Below are 18,264 nucleotides of genomic sequence, written 5' to 3'. Positions count from 1 at the left end.
GTCGATGGTCATGGTGATTCCTCCTTTAAGTTGCTACATCAGTCGGTCAATCAGCTTCATGGTGATGGCCTTGGGTGACAACTGCTCCCACTTGCCACCGAGGCTTTCCTTGATGTCTTGCGGGGTATGTAGATAGACGCCGTTTATGGGGTCGGGCTCAGGAGCCATGAAGGCATTAAGGCCCATATGTCCATTTCCCTTGTTGATAGTGAGCACGTATATGGCGATGCTCTGGATGAAGACATTGATGGTGTCTCCGGTTCCTCCCTGTAGGTGGTAGTAGTTGCCGTTGTATGCGAGGATCAGGCTGGTTATCTGAATGCTGGCGGTGTCGGTGTCCTGATTGGTGAATAGCTTGATCTCTGGCTTGATCGCGGTCATAGTTGCCTCCTTGGCATAGAAAAAGGCAGACGGTTTATCATCTGCCTCTCGTACAAGTTGAATGGTCCCGCTGTGACACTTGGTGGACGTATCATCCGGTGGGTAGTAGTCTTCATAGACTGCGTGGCATGCTTTGCACCTGAAATAGGCCATATTGTTCCTCCTAATCGTACAGCTGCAAAATGTGTTTAATGAAAACGCTGAGTTACAAAGCATCCTTCCGAGTTATGAAGGAAACGTAGCTGTTATGCTTATACGTAATGCTTACTGGCGGTCGGTGTGGTTATCTTGGTCTGCTTGGTAGGCGTGCTGCTTCTAGGTAATCACTCAGTGACGGTATCGGTTACTCGGTCGTCATCACAACCTGAGCGGTTTAGTATATAGTCGCTGGCCTTTTGGGCCTGCGCTGCTGCATGTATCAGTAACGTCTTGTCGTTCTTAAGGTTACGTAGCCACCCCTGCATGTAAGCGGCACTATTCTCGATGATCGGTTGTTCGATACCAGCATGAGCACATAGGAAGGTAGCTCCCATCTCGGCAACAAGTTCCTCCTTGCTGTACTCGTGACTACCGAAGTATGAAGGCTCAAGAATACCTTTTCGCCCTAACCTGCTCGCATGTCCGGTAGCATGCGTAAGCTCATGCAGGTACGTTGCATAAAAGTCTGCTGGTGTCTCGAATGCTTCTGGCTTTGGCATCTTTACGACATCAAGCATCGGCGAGTATGAAGCTCTGTTACCACCGTAATGGACATTCGGTTTCATAGGCATACCAGCAATGATCTGCTCTGCCTGCTCAATAGGTGTGAACTGGTGGACTATCTCGGTTGTCGGTGGTGGCTCTATACCTTCTATCTGCTCCAGGTTGAATACTGAGTAGTACCTGAGCATGGGAATCTTGCCATTACCATTGACAGTTTCCTCGCCCTCAACATTGGCATCCCTACGGTCCAACCATTTCCAGAACACGACAGGTGTAGACTTCTCACCTTTACGCACAAAGCCGCCTTTGTCCTGGGCTTGCTTGAAGGTCAGCCAGTACGGCGAGCTATAGGGCATGCAGGCAAGCAGGAATACGTTGACACCGCGATAGTCCTTCTTGGTAATCAGGTTCTTAGGTTGATTGCTCGTAGCGTTCCAGGTCTTACGCCAGGGTATGGTCCCTTGGGCTAATAGTTCCATAATGCGAGTGTTGATGACTTCGTAGACGTTCATAGTTAGCTCCTTCGGGGGATAGACGCACGTATCCCATGGTAGGGTTGCAGGCGTGGCTATCCCCCTTGATGGTGGTGTGAGTTGTCAGTTTGTGAGTGGAATAGTCTGGTGGGTGAGTTACTTCTGGAGCTGAGCGGTGACCTTGGCCAATACTTTCTCCTTCAGGTCATCCCTGAAGGCAGGCATATTGTCTTTGATGATCTGATGACCAATTCCAGACACCTCGCGCACGACTGAGGCTTTGACCTTGGCCTGCTGACATGCACGGTCGGATGCTACGATTGCTTTGGTGATGAGAGTTGAAATGCACATGGTGTTACCTCCTTAGCCTTTGTATGGTCAGGCTTCTTCGATTGGCCTGGCTCTATGGCTAAGAAAAAAAGGGGGCAAGATGCCCCCTTTAAGGTAATTGTGCTTATTGATAGGTATTTGGTGAGGTCTTGGTTACTTCTTCTGGAGTGAGGCTGTTATTCTGTCGAGCAGTTTGGCTTTGAGATCGTCACGATACTCCGGTAATTGCTCTTTGATGATTCCATGAGCTATGCCAGCTACTTCCCTGACGATTGAGGCTTTTACGCGGGTTTCCTGCATGATTGCGTCGGTGGATACGATTGCTTTGGTGATGATGGCGGTTAACATGATGTTGCCTCCTTAGCCTTACGTTCTCTGACTTCTGCGAGTGGTCAGGTTGTAGGCTAAAGAAAAAAGGGACAGCGATTGCCGTCCCTTGAGTATGAATATATTTGTAGGAATTAGGGGGGTGGGGTTGTATATAGTTGAAAAGTATGGGACCCTAATTAGTCATACCTCCCCTTGAGGATTTTTCGCGAGGCAGATTTGGAAACGCAAGTCATTGCCTAAGCTTAAGACTTAGTACTCTGGTTCACATGGTAGGCTATGACGCTAATTAACGCACCAAATCCAGGTATAGCTAGGATTGCACCAAGTCCCGAGGTGATTACACTAATTAGCACCATCAAGCCAACAAATGCGAATAACATAAAAAATATATACCCGAAAGAAGTACCACTGTCATTTTTCTCAGGAGTATTGTACAGGCCATTCGACGTAGCGTGAGCATCAAATGATGTTGCATGATCTGGTTCCAGGGTATCAAGGTTTTTGGAACGCAATATTGATAACTGCTGTTTGGCAAAGCCTGCCTCATCTGAGTTTGGGTATGTGGAGATGATCTGCTTATAAAGTGCTACAGCTTGACCATGCGACCCACGCCCACCTTTATAGTGAAGATTATACGCCTTAAACCACATGGTTGATGCATCCATATGCCCCCTCCTCAGATAATGTCCTACAAGCTGAAGTCGTGTACGAGGAGTAATATACCACCATTAATTTGTATTTTCAAGTCATACCAATACAACTCCCAGTCAGTAGAAGACACCTACCCATAGTTGTAGTCTCACCGCAAGGAGACACTGCTATGGAATCGGGTGTTACATCGAGGGATATTGGCTTAAGGATCAAGGCATTAAGACAGCAGGCAGGACTATCTCAGGAGAAGCTTGCAGAAATGGTGGGCGTTACTTTCCAGCAGGTTCAGAAATATGAGAATGGGCAGACAACCCTCAACGTGACCAAGCTTCAGCTCATAGCTCAGGCTCTCAAGGTGCCGGTGGCAGACTTCTTCACCTCAGCACCTACTCAGGGAGTTAGGCTTACAGATGAAGAGGACCGACTTCTTCAGGCGTTTAGGAAGGTAAAGAGCGGGGAACTGAGGGAGTGCATACTGACGCTGGTGGGCAATGTTAATAGAAGAGCAAGATAGCGACCAATGAGGGGTGACGAGCATCACCCCTCATCGGTATTGCCTGATTTGATGGCGCACTCCCAGCGTATCCTGGTGACGAGCACGTGATATACATTAAAGATGAAGCCTTTAAGTATCGCAAATAAGTAAAAAAACCATGTACCCAGAAAGGCATGAAAAAGCCCGCTAATTATTCTTCTGTCTGTATGTAAGGTCGTGTGAATTCCCTTCACTACATGCATAGCAATATACTGCTTGTCAGTAAAAAGTTTAACCAATAAACAGAAAGTTCCAAAAAGCAAATATACGATAAACACATACATAAATGCAAAATAGGTATATTTCAGGTAGCTGATATCATGATCATTGTGCTTTCGAGTTGCCATTAGTCTTAAAAACTCTCGATCCGAAAGACTTGCAAAAATGGTAAACCCTGTAATCAGAAAGCCCAAAATGCTAGCCACAAATGATAGACCGAGATCCGCAAGCCCCCTCACCTTAAGGACATAGCTCGAATGGTTAACATCACCAATAAAGACGTATGACACCATAACTGCGAATACACAAAATGTTAGCAGCAGGTTTACCTTGTTTACAAAGTAGATATGGCACTGTTTGAAGATATCAAAAAGTGATGTCTCCCTTGTAAGGTCCTCCAGCGGGACATTATTGTTCATCAGCTACACCCTTAACGATTAACGCTTGCACCTTCCTGTTGGACTCGTCATCCTGTTCAGTAATCACTAACAACCCAGAATCTTTAACTCCAATGAATGTGTCATACATTTCTTTTGCAGCAGCCCTAATCTTCTTGCTTATGTCAGTGATTGGCACTCGCAATTTAAAATTATTATTGTCACCCTTGAGGTTATCTCCGTTAAGATCCTCACCATTTAAGTTGATATAGGTGTTGCCTTGGCCTGCTGCTGCGTTTAGTTGTTCTAATGCAGATTGTGCATTCAGTCCATCGGAGTTCTGATGCCTTATGATTGTTGATTTGGAGCCAATGTCATCCATCGTCCCCCTAATCCCAGCGAACAACCCATTGAGATCAATTTCAGAGTTGGTTCCGATCAATTTAGCTTCGACCGATTTAAGCTTACGATATTGACCTATAAAGTCTTCCAAGGTCGCCTTGCTAGATAACGGGATTAGGTCAATGCTTGGATATGGATTCTCAAAAGTTATCCGAGCCTTTGTTATACGCTCACCGGACTTAGGAGCAGCCAATCGCCTTTGATATTCCTCCTCAATAAATTGCTTATGTCGTACTGAAATAACCTTTGCAGCTGTAGCCTTAAATGCTACGAAGTCAGGCGCAAAAGCGGTTTCATGGACATATAGTAGTTTATGGTTATTTAAAATTAAGGCGAAGAGTGCAGAGGGCGCAGTTTCAATTGCTTGAACATCCTTAACAATGCCATTATTCTCATCATAGATCTGCTCTCTTGTTAGCTTGGTTTGCTTTACTATCCTGCCAGCTATACACAGTTCTGTACTGTTGTCATCAACGGTAAATACACCTACCTCATGAAAAAAATATCGAGTTGTGCCATACTTTCTTTCAGCTTTACTTTTGAAAGCTGGGATAATGACAGCTTCTGCATAGTCTAAAAGGTTCTTCTTGCCAAACTTGCAAACAAAGTTGCCGAATTCTATGTTTAGTTTTCTTGGCATTTCTCCTCCATGTAATTATCTCATTACAAGATTTGTCCAGTCATACATTTTTCCAACAGGGAGTTAAAGAGGTCTTCAAGCTTACAGCTTGATGTTAACTGAATATGATATGCATCTGAATAAGATTCTAATAGCTCACCAAAGCTGTTTTGTATCTCTATTGGCACTTCAGGTATTTTAACAGAAGTAATCATTGGCAAGGTAAGATACTTAGTTAATCCACCGATAGACGACTGCTTCAGTTTAAACAGATTATTATTCATAATAGTTCTAATGAATTGGTAATTATACAGCCCTGTATTCTTGATAGTGATAACATATGTTCTCTGATACGCATCAAATTTACCTTTGTAGTACTTTACATCAAAGTCACCACTTGCATTATTGCCACTAAGTAACATCGCTTCACAATCAAATGAATATGTATTTATCTTGTACACTTCTTTAGAGCAGGTAAAAAATGGATACACCCCATTTGCAGACGCGGCATTTGCATTTAGTTTGCCAGTAGTTATGTTACATATCTCTCCAAGAGTTGTAACTTTATAGCCTTTTGAATTAGTTACGACATCACCAAACATCTCATCGAACAAAGCAGGTATAAGCTCCTTCGTCTTATCATCAGCTTGTTTACGTAGTTTTCTAAGACTATCAGCCTCATCAAGTATGTTGACTATCTTATGCTGGGTGTCTAGCGGAGGAAGAGCAACCTTAAGCTTATAGGCATCGTTTCGATTAAGACCAGGTACACCAACCATAAGCGAGAGTTTTGACATATTTAGCGACTTTAGAGCGTAGTATAGCCATCTAATGTTCTGCTGGGTTTGCTCTTTGGTGACATAATATGTTGTATCAATGGGGAAGCACGCTTCGCCAGAGTAGGTCACTTCCCCCACGGAGCCTTTTCTGCCAATGATTATTGTCGCACTACTCGTTAGTGGGGCATTATGACTTCCAACTTGACCATTAGAACCAAACACCTTAACAGGGCCTTGAATCCTGACTTTTTCAGGCAAGCTGTTACCGTATACAAACTCGCATATGTCCCCTAGCTTAACAAACTTCCATCCTGTAGGCAGTTGAGGACTCATTTTAACCACCTATCTTAGCCAGCAGAGCATTTAAGCCGGATGTTATCTTGCCCTCAAGCTCAAGAACCTCCGCTATGATCTCTTTTGGGGAAGTATGGTTTGTGGCTTCATGCACCTGGGGCTTATATCTGCTAGCAGTAAGGTTTTCATCGTTTCCCTTGATCTCTTCCCTGGTCGCATACCAGCTATTGCCGCCCACAGGCTTAGTGCCCCATTTAGCGATAAGGTCTGGGATATCGTTTTTGTCAGGCTGCGGGGTACGTTTGTCGTCTAGGCTTAGACCGTCCCCCGATACCTCATAGAACCATACCTTATCGCTCTTGCCTCCACGCTCAAAGATCAGGATAGATGTCTTCACCCCAGCATAGGGCTTGAAGACGCCTGGAGGTAGACTAATAACAGCATGAATTGTGGTGTTATCTAGTAACCAGCCTCTAAGCTTCTTATGCGCTGTGGTCGAGCCGAACAATACACCTTCAGGGACGATGACAGCAGCCTTTCCTCCAGGCAATAAGTGCTTGTAGAAATACTCTCCGAACAAAAGCTCTGTGCTGGCTGTCTTGAGGTCAAAGTCCTCTAAGATAGCCTCTTTATTGACTTTACCTGCAAAGGGTGGATTGGCTAAGATGATGTCGTATTTCTTCTCGTTAGGATTCGGCAGCGTTATAGGGTCATGGTGTCTGACGTTAGCATTCTCCAGACCATGAAGGTAGAGATTCATGATGGCTACTTTAATCATGTCGCTATCGTTATCATACCCAGTTAGAGCATGGTTCTTCAGGAACTCATGCTGGTCTGGCCTAAGATTGTCCCCTACGTGATGGTGCCCCTGCTGTTTGAGGTCAGAGGAAGTGTGCTGCTCTACGATGTGCTTGTAAGCTTCGACTAAGAAGCCTGCTGTGCCGCAAGCTGGGTCTAGTATGTACTGCCCCGGCTTAGGATCAAGAAGCTTAACCATCATCTGAATGATGTGCCTCGGAGTCCTGAACTGTCCGTTGGTCCCAGAGACAGCTATCTTGCTGAGCAAGTACTCGTAAAGATCGCCCTTGACATCCGTATCGTACTTCTGGGTGTTGTTGTAATCCATCTCGTCGATGATTGTAACGACAGACCTCAAGGTAGGTCGATTGTATATCTTGAGATGTGCCTGCTTGAAGAGCACCTTACCAATTGGCGACAGGTTCGGGAGCTCATGGAACTTCTCGAAAGCTTCTGATAACGTATTGTACAGAGGATCACCAGAGAGCCTAGCTACAGTTCTCCAGCTATACTGCGACCACCCCCCAGAGAATAGAGGGGTGTGCTTTCCGCCCATGAGCTTCTGTAGCTGCTCTTGCTCTTCATCCTTCTCAGTCAGGCTCTTAAGGAACATCAGATAGCTTATCTGTTCAACTGAGGTCATAGGGTTGTTGACCCCGCCAGCAAAAAGCTCATTCATGAGCCTGTCTACCTGCTGTTGGAGGTCTGAATTTATGAAATTTACTGCCATATTAGTGCATCCTCGCTAACTTGAATGATGGGCTTTGCTTTATCTGTGTAAAGATTGGCTTAAGCGTATCTCCAAAGGCTCCCAGGTAAACGCCAGCACCTCTAAAGGGTGCGTTATTCAGAAACATATAATCGCCCTTATCGAACTGCTCAGCATACCTAGGGCTTTGAATTAGTTGCTGTGTAAGCATCTTAAGCAGGGCTACCTGCTGGAGATTCAGGTTGTACTCTATCCGTAAAAAGTCAATGAGGTCTTGGAACTGTTGCTGCTCAGTGGGCAGCTTACCTATTCCAAGAGCATCCTTTATGAAGTCTGTTATGTCTGCAAAGATCCTGTAGACCTTAGCTAGATTGGTTTCGTTAAAGTAGTCATTGGGCCTATTGAGAACTTCTGTATTGATAAAGTCCAGCACATCATCGGTGAAATTGTTGGCCTGTGCCGCCTCCATTAGTTCAGGGTGCTGTGTAGCTACCTCCTGTATCTTCTCTTTCCACTTGGTCTGGTAGAGCATCCTATCTACCTTCTCACCTTCAGGGCCGACTTCGATAAACTGGGTCATAACCATAGCGTCAAGAGATTTAGCGACAAGTGTGCCTGTTGGCTGGGGTGGTTCAGGCGGGATAGGTGGCTCTGGAGGCTGTGGCGGCTCTGGTGACTCCGTTCCCTTACCAGTTGGGATCGGTAGGGGAGCCTCATAGTCGTACTTCTCTTCAAAGTATTCGACCACTTCACAGAAATCGTGGATGATAAACTTCGATTTCTCCGTGCCATCAGGGAAGGTATGCTTACGCGTCCCCCTGCCTTTGATCTGGATATAGGTAGTGGGTGATGCTATCGGTCTGGCCAGGACAATGTTTAACACCTCTGGGCAGTCGTAGCCAGTAGACAGCATATCTACAGTCACAGCTATTCTAGGCCAATAGTTTTCACTCTTCCTGAACGTCTTAGCCTTGTCAGAAGCGTTCTTAACCCTGGATGTTATGACCTCAGCAAACTTACCATTACTCTCAGGCACAAGAGCATTAAGCTCCTTAGTCAGAGCAGCTGCATGATCCTGTGACACGGCGAAGAAGATGGCCTTTCCTATGGCGCCGTCAGGGGTCTTTTCAGCATACTTGAGGAACTCCTGGCATATAAGCCTATTGCGCTCTGGGACGTTTACCTTTTTCTCTAGCTGGGAGATAGTAAAGGTATAATCCTCGCCATCAATCTCAACATTCCAGCCTTCATCTGAAACAGACTCTCTGGTGATAAGGGAATAGAGCTTATATATCTTGGCAGGCACGAGATAGGGGCCAGGATCAATAGCGTTGGTTGCATCCTGTATGGTGAATCTGTAGGTAGGCTCTCCAGCCTCACAGCCAAAGTGCTTGTAGGTGTCCCGCATCATGCGGTACTCAAGGGCTTTGGGGTTATTCTCGTTTAGGTGCTCAATATCAATATTCTTAAGGAAGTCTTTAGGGGTAGCTGTCAGGCCGATCCTGGTAGCTTGGAAGTATTCAACAACCTGCCTGGGTAGTTCGCCATAGATTGACCTGTGGCACTCGTCATTGATAACGAGGTCGAAGTACCCTGGGGTGAAGTCTTCCTTGAAGTGTATGTTAAGACTCTGGATCGTAGCAACAACAACGGATGCTCCACCCCATTCGCCCTTACGCCCTGGCTTGTATCTGGCGCTCTTATACTTATCCATAAACGCCAACTGGAAGGACTCCAGGGACTGCTTGGCTAACTCGATTCTGTCTACTATGAAGAGTATGCGTTCAGCTTGATGGGATGCCAGGAACCTATCAATGATGGCCGCAGCTAGGCGGGTTTTGCCTGTACCGGTAGCCATCTCAAGAAGGAAGGCACGTTTACCCTTGTCATAAAGCCTGGCTATAATATCGCTGGCTTCTTTCTGATAGGGCCTGTCTGCTATGCCTTCCTGATGCTCTACCTGGAACAGAGGTTTCTTGAGGATCTTAAGGTCGGCGCGCCTCTGAAGGTCCTCGGGTGAAATAAACCTTTCTATGGGCCTTGCATCCCCCTCGTCAAGGTCCCAGAAGTATAACTGCTCAGAGTTGGCGAGGAAAACATACCTGCATCCCATGGCAAGTGCGTAGCCATGAGCTTGGTCCTTAGCCAAGTAAACATCACCAAAGGAATCAGCCTTAGCCTCCAGGACCGCTAGATTCTGCCCGTTACGGCCCAGCAAAAGGTAGTCAGCATAGCCAGAATCACATGCTTCTTCGGTCCTTACGTTCTTGTGGTGTCCGGTGAGCACCCACCCTGAGTCTTCAAGCTTCTTATTAATTACCAGCCTAGCATCCTGTTCGCTCATATGCAGGCAACTCCGGCAGAATGGAGATGAAATAGACCTGTCATATCTATCAGATTTCGAGCTGCATTACTATTAAAAAGCCCTAGTGCAGATATGGCTCAGGTCCGGGCGCGGAACTCAGAAGTTAAAGGTGCAGGAGCAGCATCGTAGGTTGATCGTGGTGTTAGGCAAGGGTGTATGATGGGGGGGGTAAGGCGGAGTAGGTTTACCCTTCGGTCGGTTCGGCAGGTATCAGGAATCTCGGGGCGCTGGTCCTGGGAGCCTCCCACGCCATACCTCCTGGCGTAAGGTGTCAGCGACCGACCAACCTGCGAGCTGACGGATAGCAGGAAGGGGACCATGGAGCACATACCAGAAGGTAAATTAGCAGCAAAAGGCTCTACGCAGTCGTAACGCAACGGTATCATTACAGAGTACAGTTGTCCCTCTGGGTAATGGTATGAGCCTTAGCAACAACCTACCCCCCCCCTTGGGGGATGAGTAACTAGTGACTACGTAACTAGTGTTCCTATAGGAGCTTGCATGCCATATACAGCATTACAGCTTATACGCTAACATTACTTAAGTAACACTACTAACATGGTATACGCTCATAGCACGTAATCATCTTCATTAAACTCAGGTTCGGACAGTTCAACTCCAACTTCAGTGATACGCTCGTTGTGTACCTTGATAACTACGTTGGTAGTTGGGTCTTCTGCTAGCAGATAGTTAGTGAATCTCCTACCTTGCGGCATGTCAACCCAGGCTAGGTAGTCAGTTAGGATGTCATCTTCCCTGAGAGCTTCTGGTTTCAGTAGTGTTATGTCTTTGGTCTTGGTTTCTATAGGGTTGCTACTGAACTGGTCACCAAGCGCATCAGCAACTTGCAACCTGTAAGCATGATAACGGTAGGCTTCCATCATGACATCGAGCAGAAAGTCTTCTTCGGCTTTGCTGCATATAAAGCTATCATGTACCACCAACACTGGTATACCCCTCTGTGTCATGGTTTGCACAACATTCTCAGCAATGCACGAATCAAGTCGCTGAAGCTTAAGACCTAACTTGCTACAGAACATATCTGCTATGTCTTCATGGTACTCCTTGAACATAGCATATAAATCCTTTAGGTTGGGTAGCTCATCGGGGAAGCTCTGCCTATTCATGTTGATTTCGTACTGTACCGCTTTTATGCATGCTTCTTCGGATTTGCTGTTGATCGCTGCCAGTAACAAGACCTTAAGGATAGGCCTGTGATTCTGGGGATCATCGCCCTTAGGGTAAACGTAGGGTTCCTTACCAAGATCGGCGAAGTTGATCCCCTTCATGGCGTAAAGTAGGTATATGTGCTGGCCTGAGTAGTCGATCTCTACAGTGTAGTCTCGGTTGATGATTATCTTCTTCCGTAGATCCTCAGGTATGTTCTGCCACCAGCCACCATAGAACCTGCCGCCTTTATTGAAGGTGCTCTGGTTAAAGATCCGCCTGACACGCTTATTTGTCAGGTTAATGACCAACCTGTAGTCCTTTGGCTCGCCAGTAACCTTATGTATCTTTGCACGTCTGGCATCTATCCGAGCTTGAATGTCTGCAACGTCAAAGTGGATATCTATATATGTTTTCTCCAACAGCTCGTTATACGTGACAAGTATAGATTTCATAGCCTCGGTTGCTTTGCTATCTACATAATCTATATCCTCACCATCTGCATTGCGCAAGACAACAAGCTCATCGGGCACGTACTTGCCGATCATGTTAAACGTCACACCATTGTCGCCCTCTATCAAGCAGATAAGCTTACTGGTAGCCCTCATTTTAGGCCCAAACGATTGGCCACCTGGTCTGCGATCATGGAATCCATTTACATTATCCACGTAACCCAACTCGATCAAGCCATCAACCGTTCGTATCAATATGTCGTACTTGATAAACAACTGATTATATCGTTGCCCTTGGTTGAAGTCATTCCTATCTCTGGAGTACAGCACCCACATTTCGGGGTCCAGGCAGTATGCGTAGTACAAGTTAAGCAGTACAACAGTAACGTGGTTAATCTCCTTCTTTGTACCTTTGAATCCTAATTTTTCAAGCATCTGGCCTCTGAGTGCAATAACCTCAGGATACTCACTCCACCTGTGGACATCAAACAAGGTGGAATTATTCAACTCATCAAATGTATGTACTATTCTGCCTGACACAACATGCCTCCATAACTCTGACGTTACTTGGTTAGCCTACTAAAAAGCCCTCAAGGTCATGGACCCCAAGGGCTATTCGGTTCGGTATGGCTACAGCGGGTTAGGCTTCGCTGTCACCATACTTGGCAGCAATGTGTCGAGCTATCCAGTTGGCCTTGCCAGCCACGAACTGCGCGACACTATCAGGGGTTTTGGCTACAACATCAGCGAGCCTTGCATTGAAGGCAATCTCAGCATGTGTTTCTCGCTGGCTCTTGACCCTCTTGATAAGGCTCTCGTTGGTGATGGACTTAGCTATACGGTTGAGCTGGGCCTGGCCTTCAGGGGAGCCAGCAAAGGTGTCAACAACGGTTTCAGTGAACAGGGTTCTTACTTCTTCAACAGTGTAGTTGTGAACAGCAGGCATCTTCTTCTCCTTTTACGGTTGCATTACAGGCACATATGCCCCATAATGACAGTGGTTAATGTTCGGGTACCAAGCCTCATTGACCTTGCCCTATCACCTGTTGGCGCAGGTGGTGGGGCTTTCTTATTTACTGTCCTCCTAATCCAGCCTTCCTATATATCTAAAAGCTCGTATGTCCTGGTATCGCTGTTGATACTCAGGTATCTTGAGCACAGATCTAGTAAAAGCCCAGGGATATTCTTCGCTAACTCCTCATATGTTTCATATGGGTCAGCAAAGCTCATCCTCTTTACCCCGTCCTTGTCCTCACCCTCAGCATAGACAAGAAATTTCCCTTTCTTTGTAAGGAAGACAGTCCTCTCTACGCCATAGGTATCGGACAAACGAGCAATCTCAATTCCGTAAAACCTAAACTCTTGGGCGAGAAGCACATCCCGGCTAGGATCATAACTCCCCCTGAAGACAGTACATTCCCGCATCTTTTTGAGTTCACCCTCTTTCTGCAAACATCGCATCCTAAGCGCATCAGCAACTAACTTGCTCACTGATATATCAGGAAACAACTCCTTTGCTTTCTCAAACCACTGTAAATCCTCGTCTGCAACATAGAGGTTCTTCTTATTGGATACCTTCACCTATCACACCCTCCTTTGCCTCGGCCACTAGGGAGATAATACACGAGCTAGGCGCACTGTCAATGTGTTTTTTAAAAAGGCGTATATTTTTTTAGTATGCGCATACAACTTCTGCAAGCGTCCTTAGCGAACGCCTCCCCCAACACCTCGTAATCACTCACAGCTTTATCTAAGGAAGCTTCTTGCGCCCCTCATTATTTAACGCAGCCCTACTCGGTCCTTACACATCTCTTTCAACGGCTCCGCACCAAGCAACCGCAACAAATGGCGTTCGACATACCTGTAATGCGAGGATCACCTCTAAGTGGGTAGTCTTTCCTGTAACGCCAATAGCACCTCTGCCACAATAAGCCTGAACTCCCACAAAACATGCTGGTTACCCTCCGAACGGATTCCACATCCGTTTAAGAACACCAGAATACAGTCAGTTACCAGATTGTGACGGGATTACTTACGTGACTTTGATCGAAAGTGGGGAAATATGGGCTACAATTATCTCTCTGATATGACAGGCTTTTAGGCCCGGTTTGAAATCGTTATCTGCCTTTTAGATAACGATTGAGAAGCGGAACAGGTTGGACAGCTACCTCTTGGCATACAAGCTGAAAATCTCAACCATCACCGCAAGCCAGCCGCAACAATTATCACCATAGCTGCCTACCTGGGACCAGTTGACAAACCACCATGCTCCATCCCAACATCGTCATTTGGGTAACAGGGCTACCCAACCCTACGGTGTAATCCTAAGTGCAAAACACCTCTTACCCCTGCCAAGCAGCAATATCCGTTTCATACTCCAACTGCACCAACGCGTCCAACAACACCTTTGGCTGGTAACGCTTCCCGTACCGTCCACTTGTTATGGTAGCATGAGCGTGCCCCAGGATCTCAGCTATGACAACTTCGGAGATGCCTTTTTGCTTGAGCATGTCTGCTACCGTATGACGCATGCTGTGAAACACTTTCTTCGGGTCTTCAGTGACATAATCCCTATTGTACCTTGCGTACCACTTACCAATCCCGTTCGTGTACCCGTGAAGGCGTATAGACTCCAGGTTCATCCACAATCGAGGTTGCTTGGCTGCCTTTAGGGTTTCGTAGTAGCGAATCAGCCCAAGTTCTACCAACTTCGGATGCACTGGAACCATCCTTGCACTGGCAGCATTCTTAAGCCGCTTGTCGTTAGTATCGTTGATATCGAAGCACCAGTGGTCATCTATCATTACGATATCGTCAATATGGAGCTGGCATATCTCGTTTAACCGTAGACCTGAGTACAGACCGATCAGCGGCACCCAGTAGCGTTCAGGTGTGCCTGTATCATATGGCAGGTTCACCATTATGCTCCTGACATCCTCCAAGCTATAGATGCTTCTTTCTTGGTCTGCCCTCTGCTTTTCTGACAGTTGCAAGCCTGTAGCTGGGTTGTTGGTTATCATCGCTAGCTCGTGGCAATACTTTAGCAAGCTTCCTATCCTGGCCATATGCTTGTTCACCGACTTGATACTTATGCCAGGCCCCTCGTTGGCGGTGACAGCCTGCTTGATCGACTTCCCTGGATTTCGCTTGTAAAAGTGTGGAGGTACGCGTAGCAGAGCGCTCCTTAGCTCAACTAGCATTGGTCTGGTGATCGTGGTAACCTCCACATCACCAAGGAGGTCAACTAGGAGCTTAAAGACCCCTTCTACCTCCAACTTGGTCTTATCGGTCCACCCTGCCTGCTTTTCAGCCGTGTAAGTAACAATGACACTACTCAGCAGGTTCGCCTTGGATGCATTAGGTAGAACTATACGGGTTTGTGGCACCAACTCGTCAACAAGTTGCCGTACCATGTCATCGGACAACATGCCGAAGCGCAATAGAGCATACCCCTGTAGAGCCTTTAGCTCCAGACGATTAGCAGCAAGCCTTGCAGTCTCAGGGTTACGAGTCTTGAGTGAACGCTTTATTTCAGCTGTAGGAAAGTGGTGAGCTAGGTCAGATGGGATATCTAGGCGGAAGTAGTAAATACCGTTACGGAGATATACATGCTTCCTGAAAAAGGAAAGCCCTTGCTTAAAAGGTCCCATAAAAGGTCTCACTTTTAGCAAGGGCTTATTTTAACCAGCAATATCAGCTAGTTATTTTATTGGCGTCCCCGAGACGATTCGAACGTCCGACCCCTTCCTTAGGAGTTGGCTTTTTCTAATAAATTAGCTATTTCAGGCCGTTTCAACCCGTCCCACCAAATCGTTTTTATCCTTGTAAATCAATAGTATATGCGATATAACCTATTCAGGGCGTTTCATTATGACTCAGCCTAGCGCACGGCAAAAAGTTCACTCGAAAGTTCACTCGTTCCAGGGAGCCAACCATGTTCACCGATCGGCAAATCAGGAATCTGAAGCCGGAAAACCGGATCAGGGACATACGCGAGGGGCGCGGTTTCGGCATCAGGATCAAACCCAACGGCGGCAAGATTTTCTTCTACGGCTACGACTCCCCCGTCACCGGCGCCAGACGTTTTCTCACTCTGGGAGAGTACCCGGAGTTATCGCTCGAGGCGGCTCGCATGAAACATGCGGATGTGTACCGGGTGGTCAAGTCGGGTGGGGACCCGCTGGAAGCTGCCCAACAGGAGCAAAAAGAGCTTAAGGAAGCCCCCACCCTGAAGGAACTGGGAGAAGACTACCTGAAGCGCTACGCCCAGGTAAACAAAAAGAGCTGGCATGTGGACAAGCGCATCCTCGAGAAGGAGGTGTACCCGCACTGGGGCCGGCAAAAGGCACAGGATATCACCAAGAGGCACGTAATCGCGCTCCTGGACCGGGTGGTCGACCGGGGCGCTCCACAATCGGCCAACAGCATCTTCAAGGTCCTGCGCAAGATGTTCAACTGGGCGGTCAGAAAGGACATTCTCAAGACCACCCCGTGCATAGGAATCGATATGCCTGCCCCCTTGAGGCTCAAAGACCGGGCGCTCACAGCCGAGGAAATAAGGACCGTCTGGCATGGGCTGGAGAACGGGACCATGATCACCGCGGATGCGATCCGCGCGATCAAGCTGGTCCTGGTGACCGCGCAGCGGCCGGGTGAGATAACCGGCATGCACACCAGCGAGATCGAGAACGGATGGTGGACGATTCCCAGTGAGCGGGCAAAGAACGGCAAGGCTCACCGGGTCCCGCTCTCACCGCTTGCTCTTGAGCTCATCGGAGAGTCTATCGAACAGAACAAAAAGGCGCGCCAGATACCGCAGGACGAGGAGTTCTCAGGTTACATCTTCCCCTGCCCTCACCGCAACAAGGACAAGCCGATCGAGCGTCACGCCCTTAGCAAGGCACTGAAGCGGAACCAGGCCGAGGACGGTTCGGTCTTCGGCGTGGCAGCATTCACCCCCCACGACCTTAGGCGCACTGCGGCCACCTTCATGGCGGAAGCCGGCGAGATGGACGAAGTGATCGACGCCGTGCTCAGCCACTCCAAGCAAGGCATCATAAGGGTCTACAACCAGTTCAAATATGACGCGCCCCAAAAGGCCGCCCTCGAGTCCTGGTCGCGCAGGCTGACCAGCATCATCACCGGCGTGAAGGGAAACGTGGTACCTCTTGTGCGGAAGGTCTCCTAAAGCCCGGTCCAGTGCCGGCAAGTCGTCTCCTGTTTTGTACCACAACTCACTGCTCTACATGTATAAGTGGTACAATATTTTGTACCACAATTGATCTATTTGTGTTAGTTTTGGGGCACAAAAGCCGGAGGCATACATGAGCAGAAAGACAAAAAGCAGCGACGACAGTGTCTATCAGATGCTGGACTCTGAGCGTGCCCGCTGCGAGGCAGTCCTGGAAAGGATAGACCGGGAACTGTCAAACCTGCCCAAGGGCTCCCTGTGCCAGCGACGGGTGGTGAGCAACGGGAAGGTATACCTCTATCCCTGTCTCAAATACCGCGACGGCTCTGAAGTGAAGCTCCTCCACGTCAGCCGGGAGAAGGCAGAGGAGGTGCAAGCACAGGTGGAGAGGAAAAAGCGCCTGAAGCAGGCAGCGAAAGAGACCAAGGTGCGCCTCGCCACCTTGCGGACCCTGCTCGCCCGGAACCCGTATCGCCGCAAGGAGGAGAGGTAAATGGAAATCGTCCTGGACCGGAACCCGTTCCCCCCGCAAGTGAGCGATCTCCTCAAGGAACTGTGCCGGATTGGCTTCTTTCCCCACGGGCTTCTGATCGGCTCTTGGCCGATGCTCATCTACACGCTGCACTTCACCCTGCCCTACGGCTTCGCCACCAACGACGTCGACTTCGCCGTTCACGGCGCTGTGAAAATTCCGTCTGCGTCCGTTCGCGAGGAGATCCCGGAACTTCTGGAGCGTCTCGGTTACGAGCCTATTACCGACTACGACACCGGGATCGAAACCTTCGTGCAGGGGACCTTCGAAGTCGAGTTCATCGGCCACCGTCGCGGTGGAGGATCGAAACCCGCCGCGGTGGTCCACCCCTGGAAGGTATCGGCACAGCTTCTGCCCTTCATCGACCTGCTATTCATCCGCCCCTGCACGGCCAAAATCGAAGACTTCCTGATCACCATCCCCTCCCCCGAGACCTTTTTTCTGCACAAGTTGCTCGTTGCCAGGAGACGCAGCGGCTCGGATAAGGAGTGGAAGCGGGCCAAGGACCTCCAGCAGTGCCGGGCACTCTCAGAGGTGGTCAGGGAGGAAGAAATCAGGCGCATCCTGGGCGAATACCGGATGTCGAAAGGAGTAAAAAAGGACGTTGTCGACTCCTGCGCCGACATCGGTTTTACTCCCCCGGTTTGGCCTGAACGGTAACCTTTAATAGGGCGAAAGCCCCTCGATGTCCCCACAACGGCAAGGCGGGGAAGGGTCCCATAGCCCCGCTGTAAAAAAAGCCTGTGCGGAGGAGGGCGATGCAGCGCGAGCGTAAGCGCCACCTGCAACACGTGCTGGACTGATAAAAGCTGCCGGAACGCTGCTCGGATCGGTCTGCTTTGTTCCACTGTTCAGCGCTTCTTTTTGGTCTCTTTCCTGGTAAGCAGCTGGGGCACCCCGTTAATCCAATCGTAGATCTTTTGTTGTTCCTCGGCACCGTACCGCGCAATTACCTTCT

General features: G+C 48.2%; 18 protein-coding genes. 4 read left to right on the top strand and 14 right to left on the bottom strand.

Annotated features, from left to right (window positions below):
* Positions 1 to 33: 33 nt before the first annotated feature.
* The 5 genes from KP003_RS06930 to KP003_RS06910 form a co-directional block, all read right to left on the bottom strand.
* Entirely contained in the window at positions 34 to 381 is a 348-nt protein-coding gene (locus tag KP003_RS06930; protein ID WP_217300527.1) for a hypothetical protein, read from the bottom strand.
* Between the two features lie 323 nt (positions 382 to 704).
* Positions 705 to 1,595, bottom strand: coding sequence for an ArdC family protein (locus KP003_RS06925; protein ID WP_217300526.1), 891 nt, complete (start codon positions 1,593 to 1,595; stop codon positions 705 to 707).
* A 117-nt stretch (positions 1,596 to 1,712) separates the two neighbouring features.
* Positions 1,713 to 1,907 (bottom strand): hypothetical protein, encoded by a 195-nt coding sequence (locus KP003_RS06920; protein ID WP_217300525.1) that lies wholly within the window; start codon positions 1,905 to 1,907, stop codon positions 1,713 to 1,715.
* Positions 1,908 to 2,039: 132 nt separating this feature from the next.
* The gene (locus KP003_RS06915; protein WP_217300524.1) at positions 2,040 to 2,234 is read right to left on the bottom strand and encodes a hypothetical protein; all 195 of its coding nucleotides are present in this window, start codon (positions 2,232 to 2,234) and stop codon (positions 2,040 to 2,042) included.
* A gap of 224 nt (positions 2,235 to 2,458) precedes the next feature.
* Positions 2,459 to 2,881, bottom strand: coding sequence for a tetratricopeptide repeat protein (locus KP003_RS06910; protein ID WP_217300523.1), 423 nt, complete (start codon positions 2,879 to 2,881; stop codon positions 2,459 to 2,461).
* Positions 2,882 to 3,036: 155 nt separating this feature from the next.
* On the opposite strand from KP003_RS06910, the gene KP003_RS06905 reads away from it, so the two are divergent.
* Positions 3,037 to 3,381 carry a helix-turn-helix domain-containing protein gene (locus tag KP003_RS06905; RefSeq protein WP_217300522.1) on the top strand — a complete coding sequence of 115 codons (345 nt, stop codon included), beginning with the start codon at positions 3,037 to 3,039 and terminating at the stop codon, positions 3,379 to 3,381.
* Between the two features lie 23 nt (positions 3,382 to 3,404).
* On the opposite strand, the gene KP003_RS06900 is transcribed toward KP003_RS06905, so the two are convergent.
* The 9 genes from KP003_RS06900 to KP003_RS06860 all read right to left on the bottom strand — a co-directional run bounded on the left by KP003_RS06900 (position 3,405) and on the right by KP003_RS06860 (position 15,233).
* Positions 3,405 to 4,040, bottom strand: coding sequence for a hypothetical protein (locus KP003_RS06900; protein ID WP_217300521.1), 636 nt, complete (start codon positions 4,038 to 4,040; stop codon positions 3,405 to 3,407).
* Positions 4,030 to 5,040 (bottom strand): hypothetical protein, encoded by a 1,011-nt coding sequence (locus tag KP003_RS06895; protein ID WP_217300520.1) that lies wholly within the window; start codon positions 5,038 to 5,040, stop codon positions 4,030 to 4,032. Before KP003_RS06895 ends, KP003_RS06900 begins: the two co-directional genes overlap by 11 nt.
* Before the next feature lie 23 nt (positions 5,041 to 5,063).
* Positions 5,064 to 6,131: a restriction endonuclease subunit S gene (locus tag KP003_RS06890; protein WP_217300519.1), complete on the bottom strand. Its 1,068-nt coding sequence runs from the start codon at positions 6,129 to 6,131 to the stop codon at positions 5,064 to 5,066.
* Between the two features lies 1 nt (position 6,132).
* On the bottom strand, positions 6,133 to 7,620 hold the full coding sequence (locus tag KP003_RS06885) for a class I SAM-dependent DNA methyltransferase (RefSeq protein WP_217300518.1): 1,488 nt from the start codon (positions 7,618 to 7,620) through the stop codon (positions 6,133 to 6,135).
* Between the two features lies 1 nt (position 7,621).
* Positions 7,622 to 9,943: a DEAD/DEAH box helicase family protein gene (locus tag KP003_RS06880; protein WP_217300517.1), complete on the bottom strand. Its 2,322-nt coding sequence runs from the start codon at positions 9,941 to 9,943 to the stop codon at positions 7,622 to 7,624.
* A 590-nt stretch (positions 9,944 to 10,533) separates the two neighbouring features.
* Entirely contained in the window at positions 10,534 to 12,123 is a 1,590-nt protein-coding gene (locus KP003_RS06875; RefSeq protein WP_217300516.1) for a hypothetical protein, read from the bottom strand.
* Positions 12,124 to 12,223: 100 nt separating this feature from the next.
* Positions 12,224 to 12,529: a hypothetical protein gene (locus KP003_RS06870; RefSeq protein WP_217300515.1), complete on the bottom strand. Its 306-nt coding sequence runs from the start codon at positions 12,527 to 12,529 to the stop codon at positions 12,224 to 12,226.
* A 152-nt stretch (positions 12,530 to 12,681) separates the two neighbouring features.
* Positions 12,682 to 13,164, bottom strand: a complete 483-nt coding sequence (locus tag KP003_RS06865; protein WP_217300514.1) for a hypothetical protein — start codon at positions 13,162 to 13,164, stop codon at positions 12,682 to 12,684.
* 761 nt (positions 13,165 to 13,925) lie between these two features.
* The gene (locus KP003_RS06860) at positions 13,926 to 15,233 is read right to left on the bottom strand and encodes a site-specific integrase (protein WP_217300513.1); all 1,308 of its coding nucleotides are present in this window, start codon (positions 15,231 to 15,233) and stop codon (positions 13,926 to 13,928) included.
* Between the two features lie 284 nt (positions 15,234 to 15,517).
* Between KP003_RS06860 and KP003_RS06855 the strand changes: the two genes are divergently transcribed.
* From KP003_RS06855 to KP003_RS06845, 3 genes are all read left to right on the top strand, one after another.
* Positions 15,518 to 16,771, top strand: a complete 1,254-nt coding sequence (locus tag KP003_RS06855) for a tyrosine-type recombinase/integrase (protein ID WP_216791231.1) — start codon at positions 15,518 to 15,520, stop codon at positions 16,769 to 16,771.
* 136 nt (positions 16,772 to 16,907) lie between these two features.
* Positions 16,908 to 17,267, top strand: coding sequence for a hypothetical protein (locus KP003_RS06850; RefSeq protein WP_216791229.1), 360 nt, complete (start codon positions 16,908 to 16,910; stop codon positions 17,265 to 17,267).
* The gene (locus KP003_RS06845) at positions 17,268 to 17,966 is read left to right on the top strand and encodes a GSU2403 family nucleotidyltransferase fold protein (RefSeq protein WP_216791228.1); all 699 of its coding nucleotides are present in this window, start codon (positions 17,268 to 17,270) and stop codon (positions 17,964 to 17,966) included.
* Positions 17,967 to 18,264: the final 298 nt, after the last annotated feature.

The sequence above is a fragment of the Geomonas diazotrophica genome (assembly GCF_019063885.1).
In the GTDB taxonomy this organism is placed as follows: Bacteria; Desulfobacterota; Desulfuromonadia; order Geobacterales; family Geobacteraceae; genus Geomonas; species Geomonas diazotrophica.
The sequence above is the reverse complement of the archived record's forward strand: the minus strand, read 5'-3'. Positions and strand labels throughout refer to the sequence as shown.